The sequence below is a fragment of the Vibrio sp. R12-SW3-ISO1 genome (assembly GCF_059834005.1).
Window position 1 is genome coordinate 132241 of record NZ_JCBDGK010000038.1, and the last position, 22604, is coordinate 154844.

Genomic DNA, 22604 nt, shown 5'->3' on the forward strand with positions numbered 1-22604 from the left:
TTTTGTCTATACGTAGCGCCGCTCTAAAGCATATCGAGTGCTTTTTCTACGGCTTCAATCAATCGATCAACATCATCCTGCTGGTTATAGAGGGCAAAGGAGGCTCGAATCGTACCTGAGACGTTCAAAGCGTCCATCAAAGGATGTGCGCAGTGGTTCCCAGCGCGCACCGCAATGGCCTGTTGATCCAGTAAGGTCGCGACATCTTGATGATGCACCCCTTCAACAATAAAAGAGACCACAGAGGCGTTGTCTTGATAACCCAGCACTTTAACATCAGGTAGCGCTGAGAGCCTTTCATAGGTTTGACGAGCGAGGGCGCGCACATGTTTTTCAACGTCGGAGAGATTGAACGTCTCAAGCCAGGCCACTGCTCGACTTAGCGCCAGCGCGCCGGCGACATTGGGTGTGCCGGCTTCGAATTTCCCCGGCAGATCGCTGAACGTCGTCCCGGAGAAGGAGACTTTTTCGACCATTTTTCCGCCGCCATGCCAAGGGGGCATGGCATTGAGAAGATCGAGTTTACCATACAGTACCCCAATCCCTGCGGGCGCAAACAGCTTGTGGCCAGAAAAGAGATAAAAGTCAGCGTCTAGGCGTTCGACATCAACCGGCTCGTGCACAATACCTTGCGCGCCATCGACCACCACTATCGCGCCCACTTGATGAGCTTTCTCAATCACGGTTTCAATCGGTTGACGCGTGCCCGTTACGTTGGTGACGTGCGCTAACGCGACAATTTTGCAGCGCGGTGAAAGGAGTGACTCAAAGGCAGTAAGATCAAATTGACACTGCGGCGTCATCGGCACTTTCACCACTTTCGCGCCCGTTTGCTCAGCGACAATTTGCCACGGCACGATATTGGCGTGATGCTCCAGCTCGCTGACTAATATCTCATCGCCCGGAGACAACGTGCTGCGCGCATAGGTTTGAGCGATTAGGTTGACCGCTTCGGTTGCGCCACGTGTCCAGATAACGGATGCCGGACTCTGCGCGCCAATAAACCGAGCGATGTGAGCTCTGGCTGCTTCAAATTCACTGGTCGCTTGAGCCGTTAAACGGTGACTGCCACGATGGACATTGGCGTTTTGTTGACTGTAGTAACGGCTCAATGTATCGATGACGCACTGCGGCTTTTGTGTCGTCGCCGCGCTATCAAGGTAGACCAAACGCTGCCCATTCACGTCTTGGTTGAGCGCTGGAAATTGGCTAATGATCTCAGCGGTTTCTCTCATTACGCTTCACCCAATTTGTGATATTGCAGGGTCGGAATCGTCACCATCGGCTCGGCAACTGTGGCGGCATGGGCTTTCCCAGTGAGATGAATGATGATTTCCATTGCAAACTCTAACGCTGTGCCCGGTCCCTGACTGGTCATTAGATTGTGATTGATGTCGTAGGTGACGCGTTTGACACGGCGTCTCTGCTCATCAATCATCGGCCAGAAACTAGGGTGACAGGTCATCAGCGCATCGGTGTACAAGCCATGATGAACCAGAACGAGCGCAGGCGCGGCGCAAATGGCTGCGACCAACTTACCTTCGTACATCTGCTGGCGCACAATCTCGACCAAAACGGTGCTGTCGCGAAAGACCTCGCTGCCGCCAACGCCACCGGGTAGGATGACGGCGTCAAATTCATCGTCTGCCACATCAACCAGTGTGCATTGCGCCGTGAGTGGGATGCCGCGTGAGCCAATCATGGTCAGATGACCATCAAAGTCGGCGCTGGCCACCACGGCATCATAGCCGGCACGTACCATCATATCGATGATGGTGACCGCTTCCATTTCTTCGCTGCCAGGGGCGATGGGGATCAGTACTTTTTTAGTCATCTTTCCAGCTCTGTTCTCTCAGTTTTATCTCTTGGTATAGGCGTTGATTCATCGGTGTGGTTAGCCCGTAGTGCGCCGCCCATTTGAGGAGGTATCCAGTAATAAAGTCTATCTCGCTGTGCCTTTTATGCACAATATCTTGATGCATGGATGAGAAGTTACGAGCGGTGTTGGCGATCACGGCATTGATCTTCTCGAACAGTTCTTTTTGAGTGATGGTGTAGCCCTTAGCATGCATGACGCTATGCACTTCACTGACGATCTCGGCAATGGTTGCCTGAAGATCGTCTCGGGCCAGCTCGCCATTGCGGACGTGTTCTAGAGCCGTCAGCGGATTGATGGCGCAGTTAATGGCAAGTTTTAGCCACAACGCTTGTTCGATGTCTGGGTGCCATGCCGTTGTTGGTAAAGCGTGGTGGAGCACCTCGGCCAGAAAGCCACACGCTTGAGCGCGAAGATTCGCAGCACCGATAAAGGTTTCCCCTTGGCCGGTATGATGAATCGATCCGCTGTTGCTGCGCAAAGCGCCGTGCGTGGTGGTCGCCAGCAGTAAAGGATTGTTGGGCAGCCAGGTCTGTACTTGCTCTGCGTTACCCATGCCATTGTGCATCAGCATGATCATGGTATCGGGGTGAAGGAGGCCTCGGAGTGGCAACAGTGCCTCACACACCTGAGGGGCTTTGAGTGTGACCAATAAAAGGTCGGCGTTGGCTAAGCGGTCCGGTTGGTTGTTGGCGAACGTTAGAGATTCACCATCTAGGCAAAGGGATAGGCTCGTCACGTCATGTCGTGAATAGACCGAGACAGCGTGCCCTGCTCGATAGAGCGCATGGGCCCACAAGGTACCAATCGCACCAGGACCGAGAATCACGATATTCATCATCAAGCAAAGGGTTAAGGATTTGAGGCAAGGATACGGATTGGCCGCGAGAATGCCAATAAAAATGGCGCCGATTGGCGCCATTTAGCTATGAAATTGCTGTTAACTTAGAATTTGTATGTGACAGCGAGGTAGTGACCAAAGCCAGTTGACTTAAATCCATCTGTATCTTTAATGCCGTAGATATCTTTATAGCCTTTTAAGCCATAACCTACAGCAAACTGGTCTGAGTGCCAGTAAATACCATTGAACATTGCGCCACCATTGCTAGCAGTCGCGTAGCCTTTATCTGTTTCCATACCAAATTGGTAGTCAATGTAGCCTTGGTAAGAGATAAACGAGCCGTTTTCGAAGAAGTAGAATGGTTTGAACCAGTTAGTTGAGATTTGGTAGCCGTTCCAATCTTTTTTGTTGCTGTCGTATGTACCGTAGAAGTTTAAGCCAACTTTACCAAACCAAGGTAGCTCAACATCTGAGCCAAGGCCAACTTTCTGAGTATTTACGCCGGAATTACCACCCCATTCCATTAGAGTTGCTACGTATAGCTCTTGCACTGGACCAAATGACAAATCTTTACCAGTTAATGCATCAAGAGACATGCGTGGTGCAAACTTCATAAAGATCTTTTCTGCTTCAGCTTTGTCACTACCTGGATCTGAAGTCAAGTTAAACACGTCAACGTAACCATAGAGGTCGAAGATTCCTGAACGTCCGCCAAATTCCATCTCTAGGTAATCGTGAGTTGATTCGCCAGGAAGTTCATCGACTGCAGCCATAAGGTTAAACTGCATCCATTTGTAGTCGTTCTTGTGGATGTCGCCGTCTGAATAGTCAGCTGCCATCGCAGGCGCAGACATTGCTGCTACAACACCAAGAGCTAGAAGTGATTTACGCATAGTGGGACTCTCTATGTATTCGTTAAGTGTAAAAATGACGTCCATATATTGTGTAGCACGTTCTCCGACGTGCTCAGTTGGTGAGCATAATAGCGATTTAAATCTCAATTGGTAGTGATACAGAGTGCAAAAACACACAAAGTTAGTGAGGCTTATCACATTTATAGATAGAAAACTCAGTTATCGAGGAACTTTCACACTTTTGCATACTTTTTGATACAGATATCGTTTACGCAAACGTTTATGCGAAATTTTATGCTTGTCAATGAATCAACAGATTTGGTTAGTGATCGGTTTTTTTCAGCGCTGCGTACACATTGGCAACGATGTAGAGGTGAAACAAAGTGCAAGAGATCATGCTATTTCCCTTAAGTTCCATTGTCCTTCCTGAAGGGAAAATGAAACTGAGGATATTCGAGCCCAGATACAAACGACTCGTCTCTGATGCGATGAAAGGAGACGGCACGTTCGGAATTTGCTTGCTAGAAAGAGCCAAGCAGTCAGACGCCGTTCAACTGTCACACACCGGCTCTCTGGTTCGCATCGTCGATTTTGATCAGCTAGATGACGGTCTGCTCGGTATAACGGTGTGTGGACTTCAGCGTTTTACTATCGAGCGGGTGCGCACTGAGTTTGATGGGCTGCGCATGGCGAAAATTCGCACGCTGCCTAACTGGCAAGTGGCAGAGATGTCGCCTGCAGACGTTCATCTTGGTGAACATCTGCTTCAGGTGTATAACGACTACCCGCAAGTGGGGGAGTTATACCAGCAGCGCTTTATGGATGACGCGAGCTGGGTATCGCAGCGTTGGTTGGAGTTACTGCCTCTCACGCCCAGTCGGTTTGATTCACTTAATCAGCAGCAAACTTGTGAGGCGGCACTTGCCTTTATTAACCAGATGATTCCCTCTCCTCAGCCTTGATCTAGAATGAGAGTGATCGAAACGCGCGTGAGCGCGTATAGGTATCCGTTCGCATCTCAAGATTAGGTGAAACCAAGGAATCGTTATGGTCAGTGAAGATACTCAGGCGTTCACTCGAGCCGATTGGACTGAGTGTATGGATAGGGTAAAACAGAAGGACACACAAGCGTTCGCCCTGGTGTTCCAACATTTTACCCCGCGTTTAAAGCAATTTACCTATCGCCACATGGGCAATGAGCAAGTGTGCATGGAAGTGGTACAGGAAACACTGACCATTGTCTGGCAAAAGAGCATCATGTTTGATGGCAGTAAGAGTTCGCTCTCCACATGGATTTACACCATCGCGCGCAACTTGTGCTTTGATATGCTGCGCAAGCAAAAAGGGCGCGACGCCCATTTGTCCTCCGATGACATTTGGCCCAATGATTACTGCCCACCTGACTTAGTTGAGCACTATTCGCCAGAGCAAGAGATGCTTAAAGAGCAAGTGGTGAAATATTTAGATACCTTACCGGATGCCCAACGCACCGTTGTGAAAGCCGTCTATCTGGAAGAGATGCCTCACCAGCAAGTGGCAGAGATGCTGAATATTCCCCTTGGTACCGTGAAGTCGCGCCTAAGGCTCGCGATTGAAAAACTGAAACATTCCATAGAGGCCGATCGCTTATGAGTTACCATCCACACATCGAAATGTTGCAGCAATACGCACAAGGGTCATTGGATGATGTCAACGCGTTCACTATTGCCGTGCATTTGGAAAGTTGCCCACATTGTAAAGAGCAAGTGAGATCCTTTGAGCAAGAGTGCGGGTTTGCGCTTGAGCAAGAGGTTCCAGACAACCAAACACCGGTGCAAAGTCTTGAGCAGATGCTGGCAAGCATCACCCAAACGGAGCAGATCAAAGATCCTATCAAGCTGCTGCGCCAGCCGAAAACGATTGATGTCAACGGACGCTCGATGACCTTACCGCTTGCACTATCCAAGCTGTATGATCGAATCGGCGAGTGGCGCAATTATGGTGGCAAGGTGTTTAGCGCTCCTATCGCGATTTCCGGCAACGCCCGTGTCAATCTTATGTACATGGCGGAAGGGGTCAAAGTGCCCGAGCACACCCATAAAGGGTTCGAATCGACGTTAGTCCTTCATGGTGGTTTTTCTGACGAAGAAGGGCACTATGAAGTCGGCGACTTTCTCTATAAAGACGCATCGGTCAAGCACAGCCCGCAAACTCAAGTTGGTGAAGATTGCTTGTGTTTAACGGTGCTGACTGAGCCTATGATCTTCACCCAAGGCGTCGCCCGAGTCTTCAATATGTTTGGACGTGGCTTGTACCCTTAATCTCTTCCCTAGATTAATAATCGACAAAGGCTTGGAGTATTCCAAGCCTTTGTCGTTCTTGCCATCTTGTCTATTTTTGCTGACGTGCTTTTTCGAGTAGATCCGAGAAGTAGTGACGCAGAGAATAGAGCATCAATAAGCTTGGGATAACCATTACTGCGGTCAGTATGAAGAACAGTGACCAATCGTTTAAGTAATCGGCGAGCTCGCCACTGAATGACGCAAGGGTCGTACGGCCGAAGTTGCCCAGTGAAGCCAGCAGCGCATATTGCGTGGCGGAGAAGGCTTGGCCGGTGAGTACAGTCAAAAATGAGACAAACGCGACGGTTGAGAAGGCCGTGGTGAAGTTGTCCACGATGATCGTGGCTAAGAAGAGGGTTTCACTTGGTCCTGCCTTGGCGATCCAGGCAAACATTAAGTTACTGCCCGCCATCGCAATACCGCCGATCATCAACCCGCGAACGATACCAAATTTGACGTTAAATAGACTGCCGACCAAGGTAAAGACAATGGTTGCCCCCCAACCAATCAATTTCGAGTAGTAACCAATTTGCTCATTGCTAAAGCCGACTTCTTTGTAGAAGGTGATCGACATGCGGCCAAGGAACGCCTCACCAATCTTGAACAAGAAGACAAACAGTAACAGCGTGATCGCGACGCGCACACCGTTACGTTTGAAGAAATCGAGGAAGGGTTCGACAACCGTGACACTCAACCACGCGACGGTTTTTGAATCGACGACTTGGTAATGTCTTTGCTCGGCTTGTTCTTGCAGCGAACTTCGCTCAGTCTTGGGCTCGCCGACCAGCAAGGTAAAGAGCATCAGTACGCCGACGATGATCGCCATGCCGTAATAGACGCCATTCCACCCCATGCTGTCTGCGTTGATAAACGCGAGATAACCCGGTAGAGAATACCCCGTCCACCATCCGATCACGGCCATCGCTGAGGCTTGAGGCAGTTTAGAGGATTCAGACTTGGGGAAGGTGTCGATACGAAAGGCGTCAATAGCAATGTCTTGTGTCGCTGAGGCAATCGCAATACCCAGCGCGAGCATCGACGTGAACGCTAAGTTTTTTGCAGGATCGACACCGGCAATGAACAGGGTGCAAGAGAGCACAACAAGCTGACAGAGTAAAATCCAACTGCGGCGTTGGCCAATTTTATCGGTGAGATAAGGCAGGCGGACTCGGTCAACCAGTGGTGCCCACAAAAAGTTGATCGCGTAGACGGCGAACACGCTACCAAAATAGCCGATGGCGGCTCGGGTTAAGCCTGCATCTTTAAGCCAGCCAGACATGTTGGAGCCAATCAACACCCACGGAAAGCCGCTTGAGCAGCCCAGCATAAATACCCAAAGCAGACGCTTATCGAGATAGCTTTTGATGGTGTCGCGCCATGACATTGGCGATGATGTCGCAGACATAGACGTATCCTTGTTCTGTGCGGTTTGAAATAAGAGGGCAGGTCACTAACGACGGAGATGCCACCGCCCCAACATGTGTAGGGGCGGGTAGAGGTTTATTCAATAAGGGTGGTTTTTTTGATGACGATAGGGATCGACGGCACGTCACTATAGCGACCGACATTGTGCGTTTTGATGCCCGCCATCGATTCAACGACGTCAAAGCCATCGACCACTTTACCAAACACCGCATAGCCCGGCGGGCGCTGGTCATAGTCTAAAAAGTGATTGTCTTTAAAGTTGATGAAAAACTGGCGAGTGGCAGAATTTGGGTCGTTGGTACGCGCCATTGCAATCGTGCCACGGTCGTTTTTTAGCCCGTTTGCGGCTTCGTTCTGAATTGGAGCGTAGGTACTCAACTGTTTCATATTGGTGTCAAAGCCGCCGCCCTGCGCCATAAAGCCAGGGATCACGCGGTGAAATTGGCTCCCTGCATAACTGCCCTCTTCGACGTACTTGAGGAAGTTGGCGACCGTAATCGGCGCCTTCTCTTGGTTAAGCTCAAGGGTGAAATTACCCAGCGTGGTTTCCACCAAGACTTTTGGCCCGGCAAACGCAAGTTGGCTCACCAATGCCAGTGACGTCAGTGCCCACTTCCACATTAGAAACGCTCCTGCATGTAAGTTTGCAATTCACGATCGTTCGCGACTTCTTTTAGCACCAAGTTGACCACATCGTTAAGAACGGTTTCGATCTCTTGGTTGGATGCACTGAGTGCTCCTGTGCGTTTCGCTGTGCCGGTGTAAGCTTTTACTAACTTGCCGCGTGGCGTTTCGGCGGTGATTTCTAGCACTACTTTGCCGTCCATCTCATTTTCCATTACCGAGTGTTTGACCGACACCAAAGCTTCCTGCACTTCAATCTTCAGTGCGTTTTCGCTGTTGACGGTGCTGCGGAATCCTTGAGATTGGAACTGCTCCAGCAGGGCATTTTCTAATGTGATACGCACATTCTGTTTAGAATGAATCGGTTCGATGTTAGAGCGGCCACTGTCGACCAAGGCGACATATTGCGCAGAGCGAACATCTTTACTGGTAATAGTAAAGGTGGCGTCCTGGACTAAATCACCGCGACTGAGTACCGCTTGTGGCATAAAGTTCAGTTGCTCTTGCTGAGGGGACGCACAGGCGGTCAAGATGGCCATTGACGCCGCTAATACCAGTTTTTTCATTGTCTTTTCCTTAATGCTTCACGTATGAAGTTAACTCTCAGTTCAAAGATAATAGAGGACTATTTAGTCGCTTGTAAAATAACAAATTTCTTATTTGATGCGATCACTTTGACTTGATGTTTACCAAACACTCTTTTCAGTTTTCCATCGTAGCCGAGGTGGCGGTTGCCGATAACTAATAATTGCGCACCAACACGAAGAACATGCTTTGCATCACAGAACATTTGCCAAGCGATGTGGTCAGTAATGGTTTGTTGCTGGTGGAACGGTGGGTTGCAAAGCACCACATCGTAGCTATCAGCATCAAATCCATCCAAGCAGTTGTTGGCAATACACTCTATTTGACGCTCACCTGTGTCATAGGGGCGTAAGTTTTCTCGCGCCGACGCCACGGCGCTGAAACTTTCATCGACGCAGGTGAGTGACAGCGCTGGATTGAGCTGTGCTAACTTAACGGACAGCACACCATTGCCACAGCCAAGATCGAGTGCTCGAGCGCGGCCCAGGTTGTCTGGCAAATGGTCAAGAAAAAAGCTCGCTCCCTGATCAAGCCCTTCGCCTGAGTAGACGTTAGGGTGATTTTTTAGCGTCATCCCGTGTTGAGGAACGGGCCATTCAGTGATCGCCACTGCGGGGATAGGCGTATCACAATTAGCGAAACTAAATACCAGACGGTGTTTTTTCCACGCCAAAGAGGTCGTCGTGTCGCCCAAGTGTTTCTCAAACAGTTTCAGTGTTGAGCTGTGGATCTCTTTTGCTTTGTTGACCGCAATGACAGGGATGGTTGGCGACAGTGTCTCTCTTAACTGAGCGAGCTGCCACACTAAGTGGCGATTGGTACGCGGGATTTGCATCAACACTAGATCTGCATCTTTAGGGATAGGGTCGAGCGTTGAGCAGAGAGTGACCTTAGGGCACTGATTTACCTCAAGGTTGGCGTGTGTCGCTTGGTGAGCAATCCACGAGTCACTCATCATGGTGACTCGGTAGTCACGAGAGAACCACGTGCTGAGCGCACCAAAATGATCGTTTAAAACAACGATGTGGCTCCCTTTTGTGAGAGAAAGTTGCTCGACATGATTGATCAGGTACTCATCTCCGGCGTCCCAGGCTTGTAAGGTGTCGTTGCTACGCTTAGGGTAACGGTAAAGGAACAGTGTTCGCTCAAAAAGAGTCAGCTCAGTTTTCATGCAGTCAATGGTCTCATCATAGGAATGGCTAAATTGTCGCAAATGTTACTGGCAGTGAAAACTAAAACCTTTTCTTTACTGAGTAGCACATTATTATGGTCACGCCCATAATCCAACTCGCTTAAACAGATTAGCGTAACGGTGAATTCATGCTCCAGCAAACAATAGAATCGAAACTTCACGAGGCTTTCCAGCCAAGCCACCTGCAAGTGGTGAATGAAAGCTACATGCACAATGTTCCCGCAGGTTCAGAGAGCCACTTTAAAGTCATTGTCGTGAGTGAACACTTTGATGGCGCTCGGTTAATTGCGAGGCACCGTCTTGTGAATCAGGCCTTGTCCGATGAATTGGCCAATCATATTCACGCCTTATCCATCCACACATACACGCCGCAAGAGTGGCAAGCGCAGAACCAGAGTGCGCCAGATAGCCCGATGTGCATGGGTGGTAGTAAAGCATAAAGTGACAGTGTAAATACCTCTAAAGGGTAGGGGTATTAAACCGACTTGTTAACAGCAAAGAAACATATGAATGGACGGCAGGCATTAAAATGAAATATTTCGCCTTATGACGGATTGTGACAGAAAGTCTTTGTGGATATTTGGGTCTTTGTGCGATGGCTCAAAGTTATGACGATTCCTTAGCCTTTTAAACTCAAAACGTTCGAAATATCTTCTTTAATACCTGTATTGGTCATGGCGTCGTCTTTGCAAAAGATGATAGACTATCGCACCTGATAAATCTCGTTGCATTTGTGCGATGTGATTTTTAAGAGGATGTTGCGATTTTGGTGTTTAAAACATCACCAGAACCGGACACAAGTGTCGTGTCTAAAAGTTACGCAATCAAAGAATCTTTTTCCCGATAAAAGTAGTGCAAGTGCGTATGATTACAATAAAAAAGGGTTTGGATCTACCTATCGCAGGTGCTCCTACCCAGGTGATTAATGATGGTAAAACCATCAAGAAAGTCGCCTTGCTTGGCGAAGAGTACGTCGGCATGCGTCCTACCATGCATGTCCGCGTAGGCGATGAAGTAAAGAAAGCTCAAGTTCTTTTTGAAGATAAGAAGAATCCTGGTGTGAAGTTTACTTCTCCAGCAAGCGGTAAAGTGATCGAGGTGAACCGTGGTGCAAAACGTGTACTCCAATCCGTTGTGATTGAAGTATCCGGTGAGCAACAGGTGACATTCGATAAGTACGAAGCAGCTCAACTAGCCAGTCTTGACCCACAAGCGGTGAAGTCTCAACTGGTTGAATCTGGTCTTTGGACAGCTTTACGTACTCGACCGTTCAGCAAGGTTCCAGCAATCGAGTCTTCGACAAAAGCGATTTTTGTTACCGCCATGGACACCAATCCATTGGCAGCTCAACCTGAGTTGATTATTAATGAACAGCAAGAAGCCTTTGTTGCTGGTCTTGATATTCTCTCAACCCTCACTGACGGCAAGGTTTACGTTTGTAAATCTGGCACTAGTCTTCCTCGCTCGTCTCAACCGAACGTTGAAGAACATGTGTTTGATGGCCCACACCCAGCCGGTCTCGCCGGTACTCACATGCATTACCTGTTCCCAGTGAATGCGGAAAATGTGGCGTGGAGCATCAACTACCAAGACGTGATCGCGTTTGGTCAGCTGTTCTTGACGGGTGAACTCTACACAGACCGCGTGATTTCACTAGCGGGTCCTGTGGTTAACAACCCTCGTCTTATTCGTACCACGATCGGTGCGTCTCTAGACGACGTGACGGACAACGAACTCATGCCTGGTGAAGTTCGTGTGATTTCAGGCTCTGTCCTCTCTGGCGTTCATGCCACAGGTCCGCACGCGTATTTAGGTCGTTACCACATGCAGGTCTCTGTCCTGCGCGAAGGTCGTGAGAAAGAACTGTTTGGCTGGGCGATGCCGGGCAAAAACAAGTTCTCTATCACTCGTTCTTTCCTAGGTCATCTATTCAATGGTCAGTTGTTCAATATGACAACATCGACCAACGGTAGTGACCGTTCAATGGTACCGATTGGTAACTACGAGCGCATTATGCCGCTTGATATGGAACCAACGCTGCTTCTTCGTGACCTGTGTGCCGGTGATACCGACAGTGCTCAAGCACTGGGTGCGCTGGAGTTGGATGAAGAAGATCTCGCTTTGTGTACCTTTGTATGTCCTGGCAAATACGAGTACGGTGCGCTACTTCGTGAATGCTTAGACAAGATCGAGAAGGAAGGGTAATTTTCATGGCGCTTAAAAAGTTTCTTGAAGACATCGAGCATCACTTTGAGCCGGGCGGCAAACACGAGAAGTGGTTTGCCTTGTATGAAGCGGCGGCAACGCTGTTTTACACACCAGGTCTAGTGACAAAGAAAAGCTCACATGTCCGTGATAACGTTGACTTAAAACGTATCATGATCATGGTTTGGTTTGCGGTATTCCCAGCAATGTTCTGGGGTATGTACAACGCTGGCGGCCAAGCCATCGCTGCTCTTAACCATATGTACGCAGGGGATCAACTTGCGGCTGTGGTTGCGGGTAATTGGCATTACTGGTTAACAGAAATGCTTGGCGGCACCATCGGAGTAGAAGCGGGCGTGGGTAGTAAAATGCTACTTGGCGCAACCTACTTCCTTCCTATCTACGCAACGGTCTTTATCGTTGGTGGTTTCTGGGAAGTGCTGTTCTGTATGGTGCGCAAGCATGAAGTCAACGAAGGTTTTTTCGTGACCTCCATTCTGTTTGCTCTCATCGTTCCACCTACGCTTCCATTGTGGCAAGCCGCTTTGGGTATTACCTTTGGTGTTGTTGTCGCAAAAGAGATCTTTGGTGGCACAGGTCGTAACTTCCTCAACCCAGCATTGGCGGGTCGTGCGTTTCTATTCTTCGCTTACCCAGCTCAAATCTCGGGTGACGTTGTATGGACAGCGGCTGACGGTTTCTCTGGCGCGACTGCATTGAGCCAATGGGCTCAAGGTGGTAATGGTGCCTTGATGAACACCGTGACTGGCGCGCCGATCACTTGGATGGATGCCTTTATTGGTAACATTCCAGGTTCAATTGGTGAAGTATCGACACTGGCACTGATGATCGGTGCTGCGATGATCGTTTACATGCGTATTGCGTCTTGGCGCATCATTGCCGGCGTGATGATCGGTATGATCGCAACCGCAACGCTATTTAACGTGATTGGCTCTGATACCAACCCTATGTTCAACATGCCATGGCATTGGCACCTGGTTCTAGGTGGTTTTGCATTCGGTATGTTCTTTATGGCAACAGACCCTGTGTCGGCTTCCTTTACCAACAAAGGTAAATGGTGGTACGGCGCGCTCATCGGCGTGATGTGTGTTCTGATTCGTGTCGTCAACCCAGCGTACCCAGAAGGTATGATGCTGGCGATTCTATTCGCGAACCTATTTGCACCTCTGTTCGACCATGTAGTAGTTGAAAAGAACATCAAGCGGAGACTAGCACGCTATGGCAAGTAATAACGACAGCATTAAAAAGACGCTGGGTGTTGTTATCGGGTTGAGCCTGGTTTGTTCAATCATCGTTTCAACAGCAGCGGTCGGTCTGCGTGATAAGCAGAAAGCGAACGCGGTTCTCGACAAGCAGAGCAAGATTATCGAAGTGTCTGGCATCGATTCTCAGGGTCAAAAAGTCCCTGAGCTCTTTGCTCAGTATATTGAACCTCGTCTTGTAGACTTCACTACCGGCGATTTCGTTGAAGGTAACGCAGCTACATTCGATCAGCGTAAAGCGGCGAAAGATCCAGCGGAGTCCATCAAGCTCGACGCGGCGGACGACAAAGCGAAAATCTTGCGTCGCGCGAACACGGGCGTGGTTTACCTCGTGAAAGATGGCGACTCTGTCTCTAAGGTTATCCTTCCGGTTCACGGCAACGGCCTATGGTCGATGATGTACGCGTTCGTCGCGGTTGAAACGGATGGCAACACAGTGGCAGGGATTACTTACTACGAGCAGGGTGAAACCCCAGGACTTGGTGGTGAAGTAGAAAACCCATCTTGGCGTGCACAGTGGGTCGGCAAGAAACTGTTTGACGACAACCACAAGCCAGCGATTAAAGTCGTGAAAGGTGGTGCACCAGAGGGTTCTGAGCACGGTGTTGACGGCCTTTCAGGTGCAACGCTAACAAGTAACGGTGTTCAACACACTTTTGACTTCTGGTTAGGTGATATGGGCTTCGGTCCGTTCCTAGCAAAAGTTCGTGACGGAGGTCTGAACTAATGTCTAGTGCACAAAACGTGAAAAAGAGCATCTTAGCGCCGGTATTGGACAACAACCCGATCGCGCTACAGGTTCTCGGTGTCTGTTCTGCGCTTGCAGTAACGACCAAACTTGAGACAGCTTTTGTTATGACACTGGCGGTAACCTTTGTTACGGCATTGTCGAACTTCTGTGTATCTCTGATTCGTAACCACATCCCTAACAGTGTGCGTATTATCGTCCAGATGGCGATCATCGCCTCTTTGGTTATCGTGGTTGACCAGGTGTTGAAAGCCTACCTCTACGACATCTCAAAACAGTTGTCGGTTTTCGTAGGTCTGATCATCACCAACTGTATCGTTATGGGCCGCGCAGAAGCATTTGCAATGAAATCTGCGCCTGTGCCGTCTTTGATTGACGGTATCGGTAACGGTTTGGGTTACGGTTTCGTTCTGATCACTGTTGGCTTCTTCCGTGAACTGTTTGGTAGCGGTAAGTTGTTTGGTCTAGAAGTTTTGCCATTGGTGAGCAACGGCGGTTGGTACCAGCCAAACGGCCTGATGCTCCTAGCACCTTCGGCGTTCTTCCTGATCGGCTTCCTAATTTGGGGTATTCGTATCCTGAAACCAGAACAAGTCGAAGCGAAGGAGTAAGGTCGTCATGGAACATTACATTAGTCTGTTAGTTAAATCGATTTTCATCGAGAACATGGCGCTCTCTTTCTTCTTGGGTATGTGTACCTTCCTGGCGGTATCCAAGAAAGTGAAGACGTCATTCGGTCTAGGTGTGGCGGTTGTGGTGGTATTGACCATTGCGGTTCCTGTGAACAACCTAGTCTACAACCTAGTATTGCGAGAGAACGCGCTAGTCGAAGGCGTTGACTTGAGCTTCCTTAACTTCATTACCTTCATTGGTGTGATTGCAGCGTTAGTACAGATCCTAGAAATGGTCTTGGACCGCTTCTTCCCACCTTTGTACAACGCATTGGGCATCTTCCTACCGTTGATCACTGTAAACTGTGCGATCTTCGGTGGTGTATCTTTCATGGTACAACGTGACTACAACTTTGCTGAATCTGTCGTGTACGGTTTTGGTTCTGGTGTGGGCTGGATGCTCGCGATCGTCGCTCTTGCAGGTATCCGTGAGAAGATGAAGTATTCTGACGTTCCTCCAGGCCTACGTGGTCTTGGCATCACCTTCATTACTGTGGGTCTGATGGCGTTAGGCTTTATGTCTTTCTCTGGTGTTCAACTGTAAGTCGGGTAAACCGCAACAATTAAGGAATAGTCAATGGACATTATTCTTGGTGTAGTGATGTTTACTCTGATTGTACTGGCGCTAGTATTAGTGATTCTTTTCGCTAAATCTAAGCTGGTACCAACAGGTGACATTACAATTTCTGTGAACGATGACCCGAATCTGGCGATCGTTACACAACCAGGTGGTAAGCTACTTGGCGCTCTAGCGGGCGCGGGTGTGTTCGTATCTTCTGCCTGTGGTGGCGGTGGCTCTTGTGGCCAGTGTCGCGTTAAAATCAAATCCGGTGGTGGTGATATCCTGCCAACCGAGCTAGACCATATTACTAAAGGTGAAGCTCGTGAAGGTGAGCGTCTTGCCTGTCAGGTCGCGATGAAAACCGACATGGATATCGAGTTACCAGAAGAGATCTTCGGCGTTAAAAAGTGGGAATGTACCGTTATCTCTAACGATAACAAAGCGACATTCATTAAAGAGCTTAAGCTGCAAATTCCAGATGGCGAGTCTGTGCCTTTCCGTGCAGGTGGCTACATTCAGATTGAAGCACCCGCTCACCACGTGAAATACGCTGACTTCGATGTTCCAGAAGAGTACCGTGAGGATTGGGATAAGTTTAACCTATTCCGCTACGAGTCTAAGGTCAACGAAGAGACGATCCGTGCATACTCAATGGCTAACTACCCAGAAGAGCACGGGATTATTATGCTGAACGTACGTATTGCTACGCCGCCGCCTAATAATCCTGAGGTACCACCAGGTATCATGTCTTCTTACATCTGGTCTTTGAAAGAAGGCGACAAGTGTACGATCTCTGGTCCATTCGGTGAGTTCTTCGCAAAAGATACCGATGCGGAAATGGTCTTCGTCGGTGGTGGTGCGGGTATGGCGCCAATGCGCTCTCACATCTTCGATCAGCTTAAGCGTTTGAACTCCAAGCGTAAGATGTCTTTCTGGTACGGCGCACGTTCTAAACGCGAAATGTTCTATGTGGAAGATTTCGATATGCTGCAAGAAGAGAATGACAACTTTGTTTGGCACTGTGCATTGTCCGATCCAATGCCAGAAGACAACTGGGATGGCTACACAGGCTTTATCCACAATGTCTTGTACGAAAACTATCTGAAGGATCATGAAGCTCCAGAAGATTGTGAGTACTACATGTGTGGTCCACCGATGATGAATGCGGCCGTTATTGGCATGCTAAAAGACTTGGGTGTAGAGGATGAAAACATCCTACTCGATGACTTTGGCGGTTAATAGTTCGCGCCTCTAAAACGATGGCTGGCTCTTTGAGTCAGCCATTTTGCATTCCACACGACCCGTTTATACCTGACTGGATAAACCAACCCGAAACCCAGGAGTTTTTTGTGAAAAAGTGGCTTGTTGCGTTTGCTTCCCTACTGATACTGGCAGGGTGTGAACAGCCCGTTGAGCAAATACATTTAAGCGGCCCAACGATGGGGACGACTTACAACATCAAGTACCTCAATACCGAAGGGCTGCCTGAACCTGAAGTCATTCAGCAAGAGGTTGATCGCCTGCTTGAGGAGGTCAACGACCAAATGTCGACCTATCGTAAGGACTCTGAGCTCAGCCGTTTTAACCAAAGTGAAAGTACGGAGCCTTTTCCCGTGTCGCCACAAACGGCGTTGGTGGTGAAAGAAGCCATTCGCCTCAACGGTCTTACTCTAGGTGCATTGGATGTGACGGTTGGGCCTTTGGTTAACTTATGGGGATTCGGGCCTGAAGCGCGCCGTGAAGTGGTACCCACCGATGACGAGCTGGCGGAGCGCCAGGCCAGAGTGGGGATTGAGCATCTGCATGTTGAGGGCAATACCCTGCGCAAAGAGATTGCCAATCTTTACGTCGACTTATCAACCATCGCCAAAGGTTGGGGAGTGGATGTGTTGGCGGATTACATCCAAGCCATCGGTGTCGACAATTACATGGTTGAAGTGGGCGGTGAGATTCGCCTCAAAGGCGTAAATCGTGAGGGTGTCGGCTGGCGTATCGCGATTGAAAAACCTTCGGTCGATGAGCGTTCGATTCAAGATATTATTGAACCCGGCGATATGGCGATTGCCACATCAGGTGATTACCGCAACTATTTTGAGCGTGATGGGGTTCGCTACTCCCACATCATCAACCCTGAAACGGGTAAACCTATAGACCATAAAGTGGTGTCGGTGACGGTTTTACATCCTTCGTCAATGACCGCAGATGGGCTGGCGACCGGTCTTATGGTGTTAGGTGAAGAAGAGGGAATGAAGGTGGCAGAAGCGCACCAGATCCCGGCACTCATGATTGTCAAAACAGACGATGGGTTTAAAGAGTTCGCTTCGTCTACCTATAAGCCATACTTACATCAATAAACGGCAAGAGAGCATGTCACTATGAGTACATTTATTATCACCTTCGGTGTTTTCATTGCAGTGATTGCAGCCATGTCTATTGGCTACATAGTGCAAAAGAAAGTGGTGAAGGGCAGTTGCGGCGGTTTAGGCGCGGTGGGCATTGAGAAAGTGTGTAATTGCCCTGAGCCTTGTGATGCCCGTAAAAAACGCGAAGCAAGAGAAGCGGCGCGAGCAGAAAAGCTGGCCGCTTGGGAAAAGGACCGTATTGCCTAACCGTTATTCGCTAACGGTTAATCCCTAATGGTCATTGGCTGACGACTTGATTGCGACCATTCGCTTTTGCGGTGTAGAGTCGATCGTCAGCCACTTTTATTTGGCCATCAAGGCTTGCCTCAATACAAGAAACGCCAATGCTGATGGTGACATTGATGGTGTCGTCAGCGTAATGAATCGGCGTCTTTTCGACTCGGCGGCGCATACTATCCAGCCGTTTGACAAAGTCGTCATACGGTTGGCAAGATTGAATACAGAACTCTTCTCCGCCAAATCGGGCGACAATATCTTCCGGAAAATAGATCTTTAGGATGTTGGCGACCATAACCAATGCCGCATCACCGCCATCGTGGCCGTAGTTGTCATTTACTCGCTTAAAGTGATCAATATCGAGCATCGCAATGTTGCGTTTTTCGCAGCCGTCACACACTTGATCAAACAAAAAACGGCGATTCCATAAGCCTGTTAGTGCATCTTGGTTGGCGAGTTTATACAGCTCATCCGTAGCCTCTTTCATATCAAGCAACTGGTGAACACGGCAATAAAACTCTTCTTGATTGAAGGGCTTAGTCAAAAAGTCATTCGCCCCAGCTTTAAGAAATTGCGCGGTTAAGGTTTTGCTTCCCGTACCGGATAAACCCAGTACCGCGAGCTGATTTTTGGTGTAAGTCTGGCGCAGTTCCCTTGTCATCATCACGCCGTCTTTTTCCGGCATGTCATGATCGGTGATGATAAAGGTAATGTCTGGGTTCTGCGCAATCAGTTCGAGCGCTTGCTGGCCATTTTCAGCTTGAGTGGTTTTGATGTATTGATGTTCCAATAGCTGCGCGACATGGCGACGAACGGTGGGGGAATCATCAACCACCAAGCCATGATGATTTTCGTTGTTGAGCAAGCGTTTGGCGAGTGGCAGCAAATAAGACACCGAGGCCATGCTGTCTTTGAGGATGTAATCCATCACCCCTTTGGCAATGAATCGTTCCCGTGCTTGCTCATTAAAAGTGGCGGTAAGGACGATGACTTTCTGTTCATGAGAAAGAACCAGATCAATCACTTCACCATCTTGCGCATCTGGCAAACAGTAATCTAACACCGCGAAGCGAAACGACGGATGTTTCTCTAAAGTCTCTTTGGCTTGGGCATACGATTCGACACCAATCACGTGACAGCCGAGTGAGGAAAGTTGTTGAGTAAGATAGTTGCGATAGGCACGGCTATCCTCTACGACCAACACTTTATTATTCAACGTGGTGCTCCTAATTTATATTTTACTTGTTAATAATAACCGCATCTCATTAACTTGCGAATCTTTTAACAAATCTCAAACCAAAATTAGGCTTTGTGGTTATGGGAAGATAAATTATACTGTTTGGATATACAGTTTCTGAGTTAAAAAGGCGATGAGGAAGATCATTCACATCGATATGGATTGCTTCTTCGCTGCGGTCGAGATGCGTGATCACCCTGCTTATCGTGGGCGTCCTCTGGCCGTCGGAGGCAGCGAAAAGCAACGTGGAGTGATCAGCACGTGCAACTACGAAGCGCGCCAGTTCGGCGTTCGCAGTGCAATGCCAACCGCACAGGCACTGAAGCTTTGCCCGCATCTATTGGTTGTACCCGGTCGGATGCAAGTTTACAAAGAGGTCTCAGCGCAGATCCGAGAGATTTTCGCGCGCTATACGCCGCTCATCGAACCTCTGTCTTTGGATGAAGCTTACCTTGATGTGACGCACTCCCCGCACTGCCATGGCAGCGCTACCCTAATTGCGCAAGCGATTCGACAGGATATCCATCAGGAGCTCAATTTGACCGCCTCAGCCGGGATTGCGCCTGTGAAGTTTCTCGCCAAGGTAGCCTCAGACATCAATAAGCCGAATGGCCAGTGTGTGATCCCACCGCAGGATGTACAACGCGTCGTGGACAGTTTGCCGTTAGGGAAAATCCCCGGTGTCGGCAAGGTAAGTTTAGAGAAGCTGCATCAAGCGGGCTTTTATGTTTGCGAGGACATAAAAAACAGCGATTATCGTGAACTGTTGCGCCGTTTTGGGCGCCTCGGGGCGTCCTTGTGGAACAAGAGCCAGGGGATTGATGCACGTGAAGTCGTGACAGAGCGAGAGCGAAAGTCTGTGGGTGTGGAGCGCACGTTCAGTCATAATATTCACAGCTATGATCAATGCTGGCAAGTGATTGAAGAGCGACTCTTCCCAGAGCTGGAACGGCGCTTAGAAAGAGTGTCACCGGATAAAGAGATCATCAAACAGGGCATCAAAATGAAGTTCGCCGATTTCCAACTCACCACCATCGAGCATGGACACAATCAATTGGAGTTGGCGTATTTTAAGCAATTGCTTAGTGATATATTAACCAGACAACAAGGCCGGGAGATTCGCTTGCTTGGATTAAGCGTGATGTTGAAGCCTGAAGAGCAAACCAAGCAGCTGAGTTTCTTCTAAATGTTGACACAGGGGTAGCACAACACTGACAAAACCCTGCTAGCGTCAGCAAAAAGGACATAGGTAAATCATGATGAGAAAAATCGTATTGGCATTGGCACTCAGTGCTTCGGCACCTACGCTCGCGGCTCAATGCCATATTGGGCTGCAAAATGAGATTCACCTCAATGAACGTCAGCTAGAGATCCATCAAACCAGCGGTGACAGTGCGGTGGTGGATGGGAATAACGAATTGACCATTCACGGCGAGCGCGTACCGCTCAGCGCCGAGCAGAAAAAAGCCATTGAAGAATATAAACAAAACCTCAATAGCTACGTGCCTAAAGCAAAGCAGTTAGCCCAAGATGGCTTAGCGTTAGCGGACGATATTATTGATGATATTGCCGATAGCTTTGATACACCCGACGCCTTTGAGGGGGTCAAAGCATCACTGCGAGCCTTCTATGAGGATATGGAATCGAGATATTACAACGACGGTGATCTTATTTTGCCGGCGCAAAGCTTTCGTGAAATGGCGCAAACCTGGGCAGAAGATTTTGAGAAGGCCAAAGCACTATTTAACCAAGAGTTTATTACCAGCAGTTTTGCTGCGCTTCAGGCGAAGATGACCGCCGAAGGCGCGATTAACCTCACCGAAATGGCGGAAACCATGGCCGAACTGAAAGAGCGTATTGCGGCTCGGTTGGATGAGCATGGAGCTCAGTTGCAGAAAAAAGGCGATGCATTGTGTGATTCATTAGAAGAGATGGTCGAGCAAGAGCAGCAGCTGCATCAACAGATCCCAGAGTTAAAAAACTATCCGGTCTTTACCATCTAACCCTACTTTTTATCTTTTCTAATAATAATGAAGATGCTTGTAAAATTACCTTTACTAGCATCTTCTTTGTTTTCTATGTCACTAAGCTAGAGAAATGTAGTCCAGCAATTGAAATGGCCAGTGTTTATCTATATTGTACCAGTAAACTAGTTCAATGGTGCAAAGTGGTATGTCACAAACAGACAACGTACAAGCTCGTGAGCACTTTGGTTCACGTTTAGGATTCATTCTCGCAGCGGCTGGTGCGGCTGTGGGGTTAGGGAATATTTGGGGTTTTCCAACCCAAGCGGCAAGCAACGGTGGCGGGGCATTTCTATTGGTCTATCTGATCATGATCTTTGTCGTCGCCTTTCCGATGCTAGTGGTTGAAATGGCAATTGGTCGTCATGGTCAAGCAAACCCCATTGATAGTATGCGCTCACTTCATTCTCACCCTATGGCAAAAAACATCGGCTCCATGGTCGGTTGGGTTGGTCTGAGTGTCCCGTGTGCTGTGCTCGCTTTTTACAGCATCGTTGGCGGGTGGTTGATTTGCTTCTTGTTCGCGGCGGTGTGTGATCTGGCAGGGCTCGACGCCCTGAGTGCATGGTTCAAAGGCTTTAGCATCGAGCGTAACCTATTGGGCACTGTGATCTTCTATGTGCTGACCATTTTGATTGTTCAAGGTGGTGTTAAACAGGGCATCGAGAAATGGTCGACTCGGCTCATGCCTGCGTTGTTTTTGCTCTTCGCTTTGCTGTTTATCTACATCATGACCCAAGCGGGCGCAATGGAAGGTCTCAAACACTATTTGGTGCCAGATTTCGCTAAGATCATGGATCGTAAGCTGATTTTAGCAGCGATGGGGCAAGGTTTCTTCTCGCTAACCATAGGGGGATGTTCCATGCTGATCTATGGCTCTTACCTGAGTAAAAAAGAGAACCTGCCAAAGATGGCCATGAACGTTACCTTGGTTGACACCGCTGTCGCTTTTATTGCGGGATTGGTGGTATTGCCTGCCATGTTTGTGGCGATGCAAAAAGGTGTTCAGATCTACGCTGAAGATGGCTCATTACTCAGCTCGGATACCTTGGTGTTTAGGGTACTGCCGTTGATGTTTGAAAGCTTAGGGCTTCTTGGGCAACTCTTTGCTGTGGTGTTTTTCTTGTTGCTGACCATTGCCGCGTTGACCTCCTCAATCTCGATGCTTGAGTGCCCCGTTGCCTTAGTCGGCGAACGTTTCGGTACGGGAAGAACGGCGACCAGTTGGTGGTTAGGCGGCGCGATAGCGTTAGTCAGTGTAGTTGTGGTGTATCACTTCTCTGCCTTATTTGGCTTAGTCGCGATGATCGCCACGCAGTATCTGCAGCCGATGGCGGCGTTAATGTTCTGTCTGTTTGGTGGCTGGGTTTGGAGTCGTAAAGGGAAAGTTCGCGAGCTAGAGCAAGGGTATCCAGAGTTTAGCCTGGGGTGGTTTGGCAAAGTATGGCCAGTGTATGTCAAATTTGTCTGCCCGCTGCTTGTCGCGACGGTGATCTGGGCGTCGTTTTAAAAAGCTT

At 48.9% G+C, this 22604-nt stretch carries 24 protein-coding genes; 15 read left to right on the forward strand and 9 right to left on the reverse strand.

What is annotated here, in order from left to right:
• Positions 1-23 precede the first annotated feature (23 nt).
• The 4 genes from csdA to AC6R0R_RS09620 form a co-directional block, all read right to left on the reverse strand.
• Complete coding sequence (gene csdA, locus AC6R0R_RS09605; RefSeq protein WP_500626525.1) at positions 24-1235, reverse strand: cysteine desulfurase CsdA; 1212 nt, start codon at positions 1233-1235, stop codon at positions 24-26.
• On the reverse strand, positions 1235-1834 hold the full coding sequence (locus AC6R0R_RS09610) for a DJ-1 family glyoxalase III (protein ID WP_500626526.1): 600 nt from the start codon (positions 1832-1834) through the stop codon (positions 1235-1237). The genes csdA and AC6R0R_RS09610 overlap by 1 nt, the downstream gene beginning before the upstream one ends.
• Complete coding sequence (gene panE / locus AC6R0R_RS09615; protein ID WP_500626599.1) at positions 1827-2714, reverse strand: 2-dehydropantoate 2-reductase; 888 nt, start codon at positions 2712-2714, stop codon at positions 1827-1829. Before panE ends, AC6R0R_RS09610 begins: the two co-directional genes overlap by 8 nt.
• A 107-nt stretch (positions 2715-2821) precedes the next feature.
• On the reverse strand, positions 2822-3610 hold the full coding sequence (locus tag AC6R0R_RS09620; RefSeq protein WP_334554376.1) for a nucleoside-specific channel-forming Tsx family protein: 789 nt from the start codon (positions 3608-3610) through the stop codon (positions 2822-2824).
• A gap of 356 nt (positions 3611-3966) precedes the next feature.
• Here AC6R0R_RS09620 and AC6R0R_RS09625 point away from each other — a divergent pair, with 356 nt between their 5' ends.
• The 3 genes from AC6R0R_RS09625 to AC6R0R_RS09635 all read left to right on the forward strand — a co-directional run bounded on the left by AC6R0R_RS09625 (position 3967) and on the right by AC6R0R_RS09635 (position 5871).
• Positions 3967-4533: an LON peptidase substrate-binding domain-containing protein gene (locus tag AC6R0R_RS09625; RefSeq protein ID WP_500626527.1), complete on the forward strand. Its 567-nt coding sequence runs from the start codon at positions 3967-3969 to the stop codon at positions 4531-4533.
• 85 nt (positions 4534-4618) lie between these two features.
• Positions 4619-5203, forward strand: coding sequence for an RNA polymerase sigma factor (locus tag AC6R0R_RS09630; protein WP_334554380.1), 585 nt, complete (start codon positions 4619-4621; stop codon positions 5201-5203).
• The gene (locus AC6R0R_RS09635) at positions 5200-5871 is read left to right on the forward strand and encodes a ChrR family anti-sigma-E factor (RefSeq protein ID WP_500626528.1); all 672 of its coding nucleotides are present in this window, start codon (positions 5200-5202) and stop codon (positions 5869-5871) included. Before AC6R0R_RS09630 ends, AC6R0R_RS09635 begins: the two co-directional genes overlap by 4 nt.
• Positions 5872-5941: 70 nt before the next feature.
• Here AC6R0R_RS09635 and AC6R0R_RS09640 read toward each other — a convergent pair whose 3' ends face one another.
• The 4 genes from AC6R0R_RS09640 to AC6R0R_RS09655 form a co-directional block, all read right to left on the reverse strand.
• Positions 5942-7297 carry an AmpG family muropeptide MFS transporter gene (locus AC6R0R_RS09640; RefSeq protein ID WP_500626529.1) on the reverse strand — a complete coding sequence of 452 codons (1356 nt, stop codon included), beginning with the start codon at positions 7295-7297 and terminating at the stop codon, positions 5942-5944.
• 95 nt (positions 7298-7392) lie between these two features.
• Positions 7393-7938, reverse strand: a complete 546-nt coding sequence (locus AC6R0R_RS09645; RefSeq protein ID WP_500626530.1) for a peptidylprolyl isomerase — start codon at positions 7936-7938, stop codon at positions 7393-7395.
• Positions 7938-8507, reverse strand: a complete 570-nt coding sequence (locus AC6R0R_RS09650) for a YajG family lipoprotein (protein ID WP_500626531.1) — start codon at positions 8505-8507, stop codon at positions 7938-7940. The genes AC6R0R_RS09645 and AC6R0R_RS09650 overlap by 1 nt, the downstream gene beginning before the upstream one ends.
• Positions 8508-8566: 59 nt before the next feature.
• Positions 8567-9697 (reverse strand): methyltransferase, encoded by a 1131-nt coding sequence (locus AC6R0R_RS09655; RefSeq protein WP_500626532.1) that lies wholly within the window; start codon positions 9695-9697, stop codon positions 8567-8569.
• Between the two features lie 149 nt (positions 9698-9846).
• Here AC6R0R_RS09655 and bolA point away from each other — a divergent pair, with 149 nt between their 5' ends.
• The 9 genes from bolA to nqrM all read left to right on the forward strand — a co-directional run bounded on the left by bolA (position 9847) and on the right by nqrM (position 17796).
• Positions 9847-10158 carry a transcriptional regulator BolA gene (gene bolA, locus AC6R0R_RS09660; protein WP_500626533.1) on the forward strand — a complete coding sequence of 104 codons (312 nt, stop codon included), beginning with the start codon at positions 9847-9849 and terminating at the stop codon, positions 10156-10158.
• A gap of 424 nt (positions 10159-10582) precedes the next feature.
• Positions 10583-11923 carry a Na(+)-translocating NADH-quinone reductase subunit A gene (locus AC6R0R_RS09665; RefSeq protein ID WP_334554394.1) on the forward strand — a complete coding sequence of 447 codons (1341 nt, stop codon included), beginning with the start codon at positions 10583-10585 and terminating at the stop codon, positions 11921-11923.
• A gap of 5 nt (positions 11924-11928) precedes the next feature.
• Positions 11929-13173 (forward strand): NADH:ubiquinone reductase (Na(+)-transporting) subunit B, encoded by a 1245-nt coding sequence (locus AC6R0R_RS09670; RefSeq protein WP_500626534.1) that lies wholly within the window; start codon positions 11929-11931, stop codon positions 13171-13173.
• A complete protein-coding gene (locus AC6R0R_RS09675) occupies positions 13163-13933 on the forward strand; it encodes a Na(+)-translocating NADH-quinone reductase subunit C (protein ID WP_500626535.1) in 771 nt (256 codons plus the stop codon). Before AC6R0R_RS09670 ends, AC6R0R_RS09675 begins: the two co-directional genes overlap by 11 nt.
• Positions 13933-14565 carry an NADH:ubiquinone reductase (Na(+)-transporting) subunit D gene (locus tag AC6R0R_RS09680; RefSeq protein WP_334554400.1) on the forward strand — a complete coding sequence of 211 codons (633 nt, stop codon included), beginning with the start codon at positions 13933-13935 and terminating at the stop codon, positions 14563-14565. The genes AC6R0R_RS09675 and AC6R0R_RS09680 overlap by 1 nt, the downstream gene beginning before the upstream one ends.
• 7 nt (positions 14566-14572) lie before the next feature.
• Positions 14573-15169 (forward strand): NADH:ubiquinone reductase (Na(+)-transporting) subunit E, encoded by a 597-nt coding sequence (gene nqrE, locus AC6R0R_RS09685; RefSeq protein ID WP_014232790.1) that lies wholly within the window; start codon positions 14573-14575, stop codon positions 15167-15169.
• Between the two features lie 33 nt (positions 15170-15202).
• On the forward strand, positions 15203-16426 hold the full coding sequence (gene nqrF, locus AC6R0R_RS09690) for an NADH:ubiquinone reductase (Na(+)-transporting) subunit F (protein ID WP_334554404.1): 1224 nt from the start codon (positions 15203-15205) through the stop codon (positions 16424-16426).
• A 110-nt stretch (positions 16427-16536) separates the two neighbouring features.
• The gene (locus AC6R0R_RS09695; protein WP_500626536.1) at positions 16537-17541 is read left to right on the forward strand and encodes an FAD:protein FMN transferase; all 1005 of its coding nucleotides are present in this window, start codon (positions 16537-16539) and stop codon (positions 17539-17541) included.
• 21 nt (positions 17542-17562) lie between these two features.
• Entirely contained in the window at positions 17563-17796 is a 234-nt protein-coding gene (gene nqrM, locus AC6R0R_RS09700) for a (Na+)-NQR maturation NqrM (protein ID WP_334554408.1), read from the forward strand.
• 31 nt (positions 17797-17827) lie between these two features.
• Here nqrM and AC6R0R_RS09705 read toward each other — a convergent pair whose 3' ends face one another.
• Positions 17828-19042, reverse strand: coding sequence for a GGDEF domain-containing response regulator (locus tag AC6R0R_RS09705; RefSeq protein WP_500626537.1), 1215 nt, complete (start codon positions 19040-19042; stop codon positions 17828-17830).
• 154 nt (positions 19043-19196) lie between these two features.
• Between AC6R0R_RS09705 and dinB the strand changes: the two genes are divergently transcribed.
• From dinB to AC6R0R_RS09720, 3 genes are all read left to right on the forward strand, one after another.
• The gene (dinB, locus tag AC6R0R_RS09710) at positions 19197-20249 is read left to right on the forward strand and encodes a DNA polymerase IV (protein ID WP_500626538.1); all 1053 of its coding nucleotides are present in this window, start codon (positions 19197-19199) and stop codon (positions 20247-20249) included.
• 73 nt (positions 20250-20322) lie between these two features.
• Positions 20323-21066: a DUF2884 family protein gene (locus tag AC6R0R_RS09715; protein WP_500626600.1), complete on the forward strand. Its 744-nt coding sequence runs from the start codon at positions 20323-20325 to the stop codon at positions 21064-21066.
• Between the two features lie 169 nt (positions 21067-21235).
• A complete protein-coding gene (locus tag AC6R0R_RS09720; RefSeq protein ID WP_500626539.1) occupies positions 21236-22597 on the forward strand; it encodes a sodium-dependent transporter in 1362 nt (453 codons plus the stop codon).
• Positions 22598-22604 lie beyond the last annotated feature (7 nt).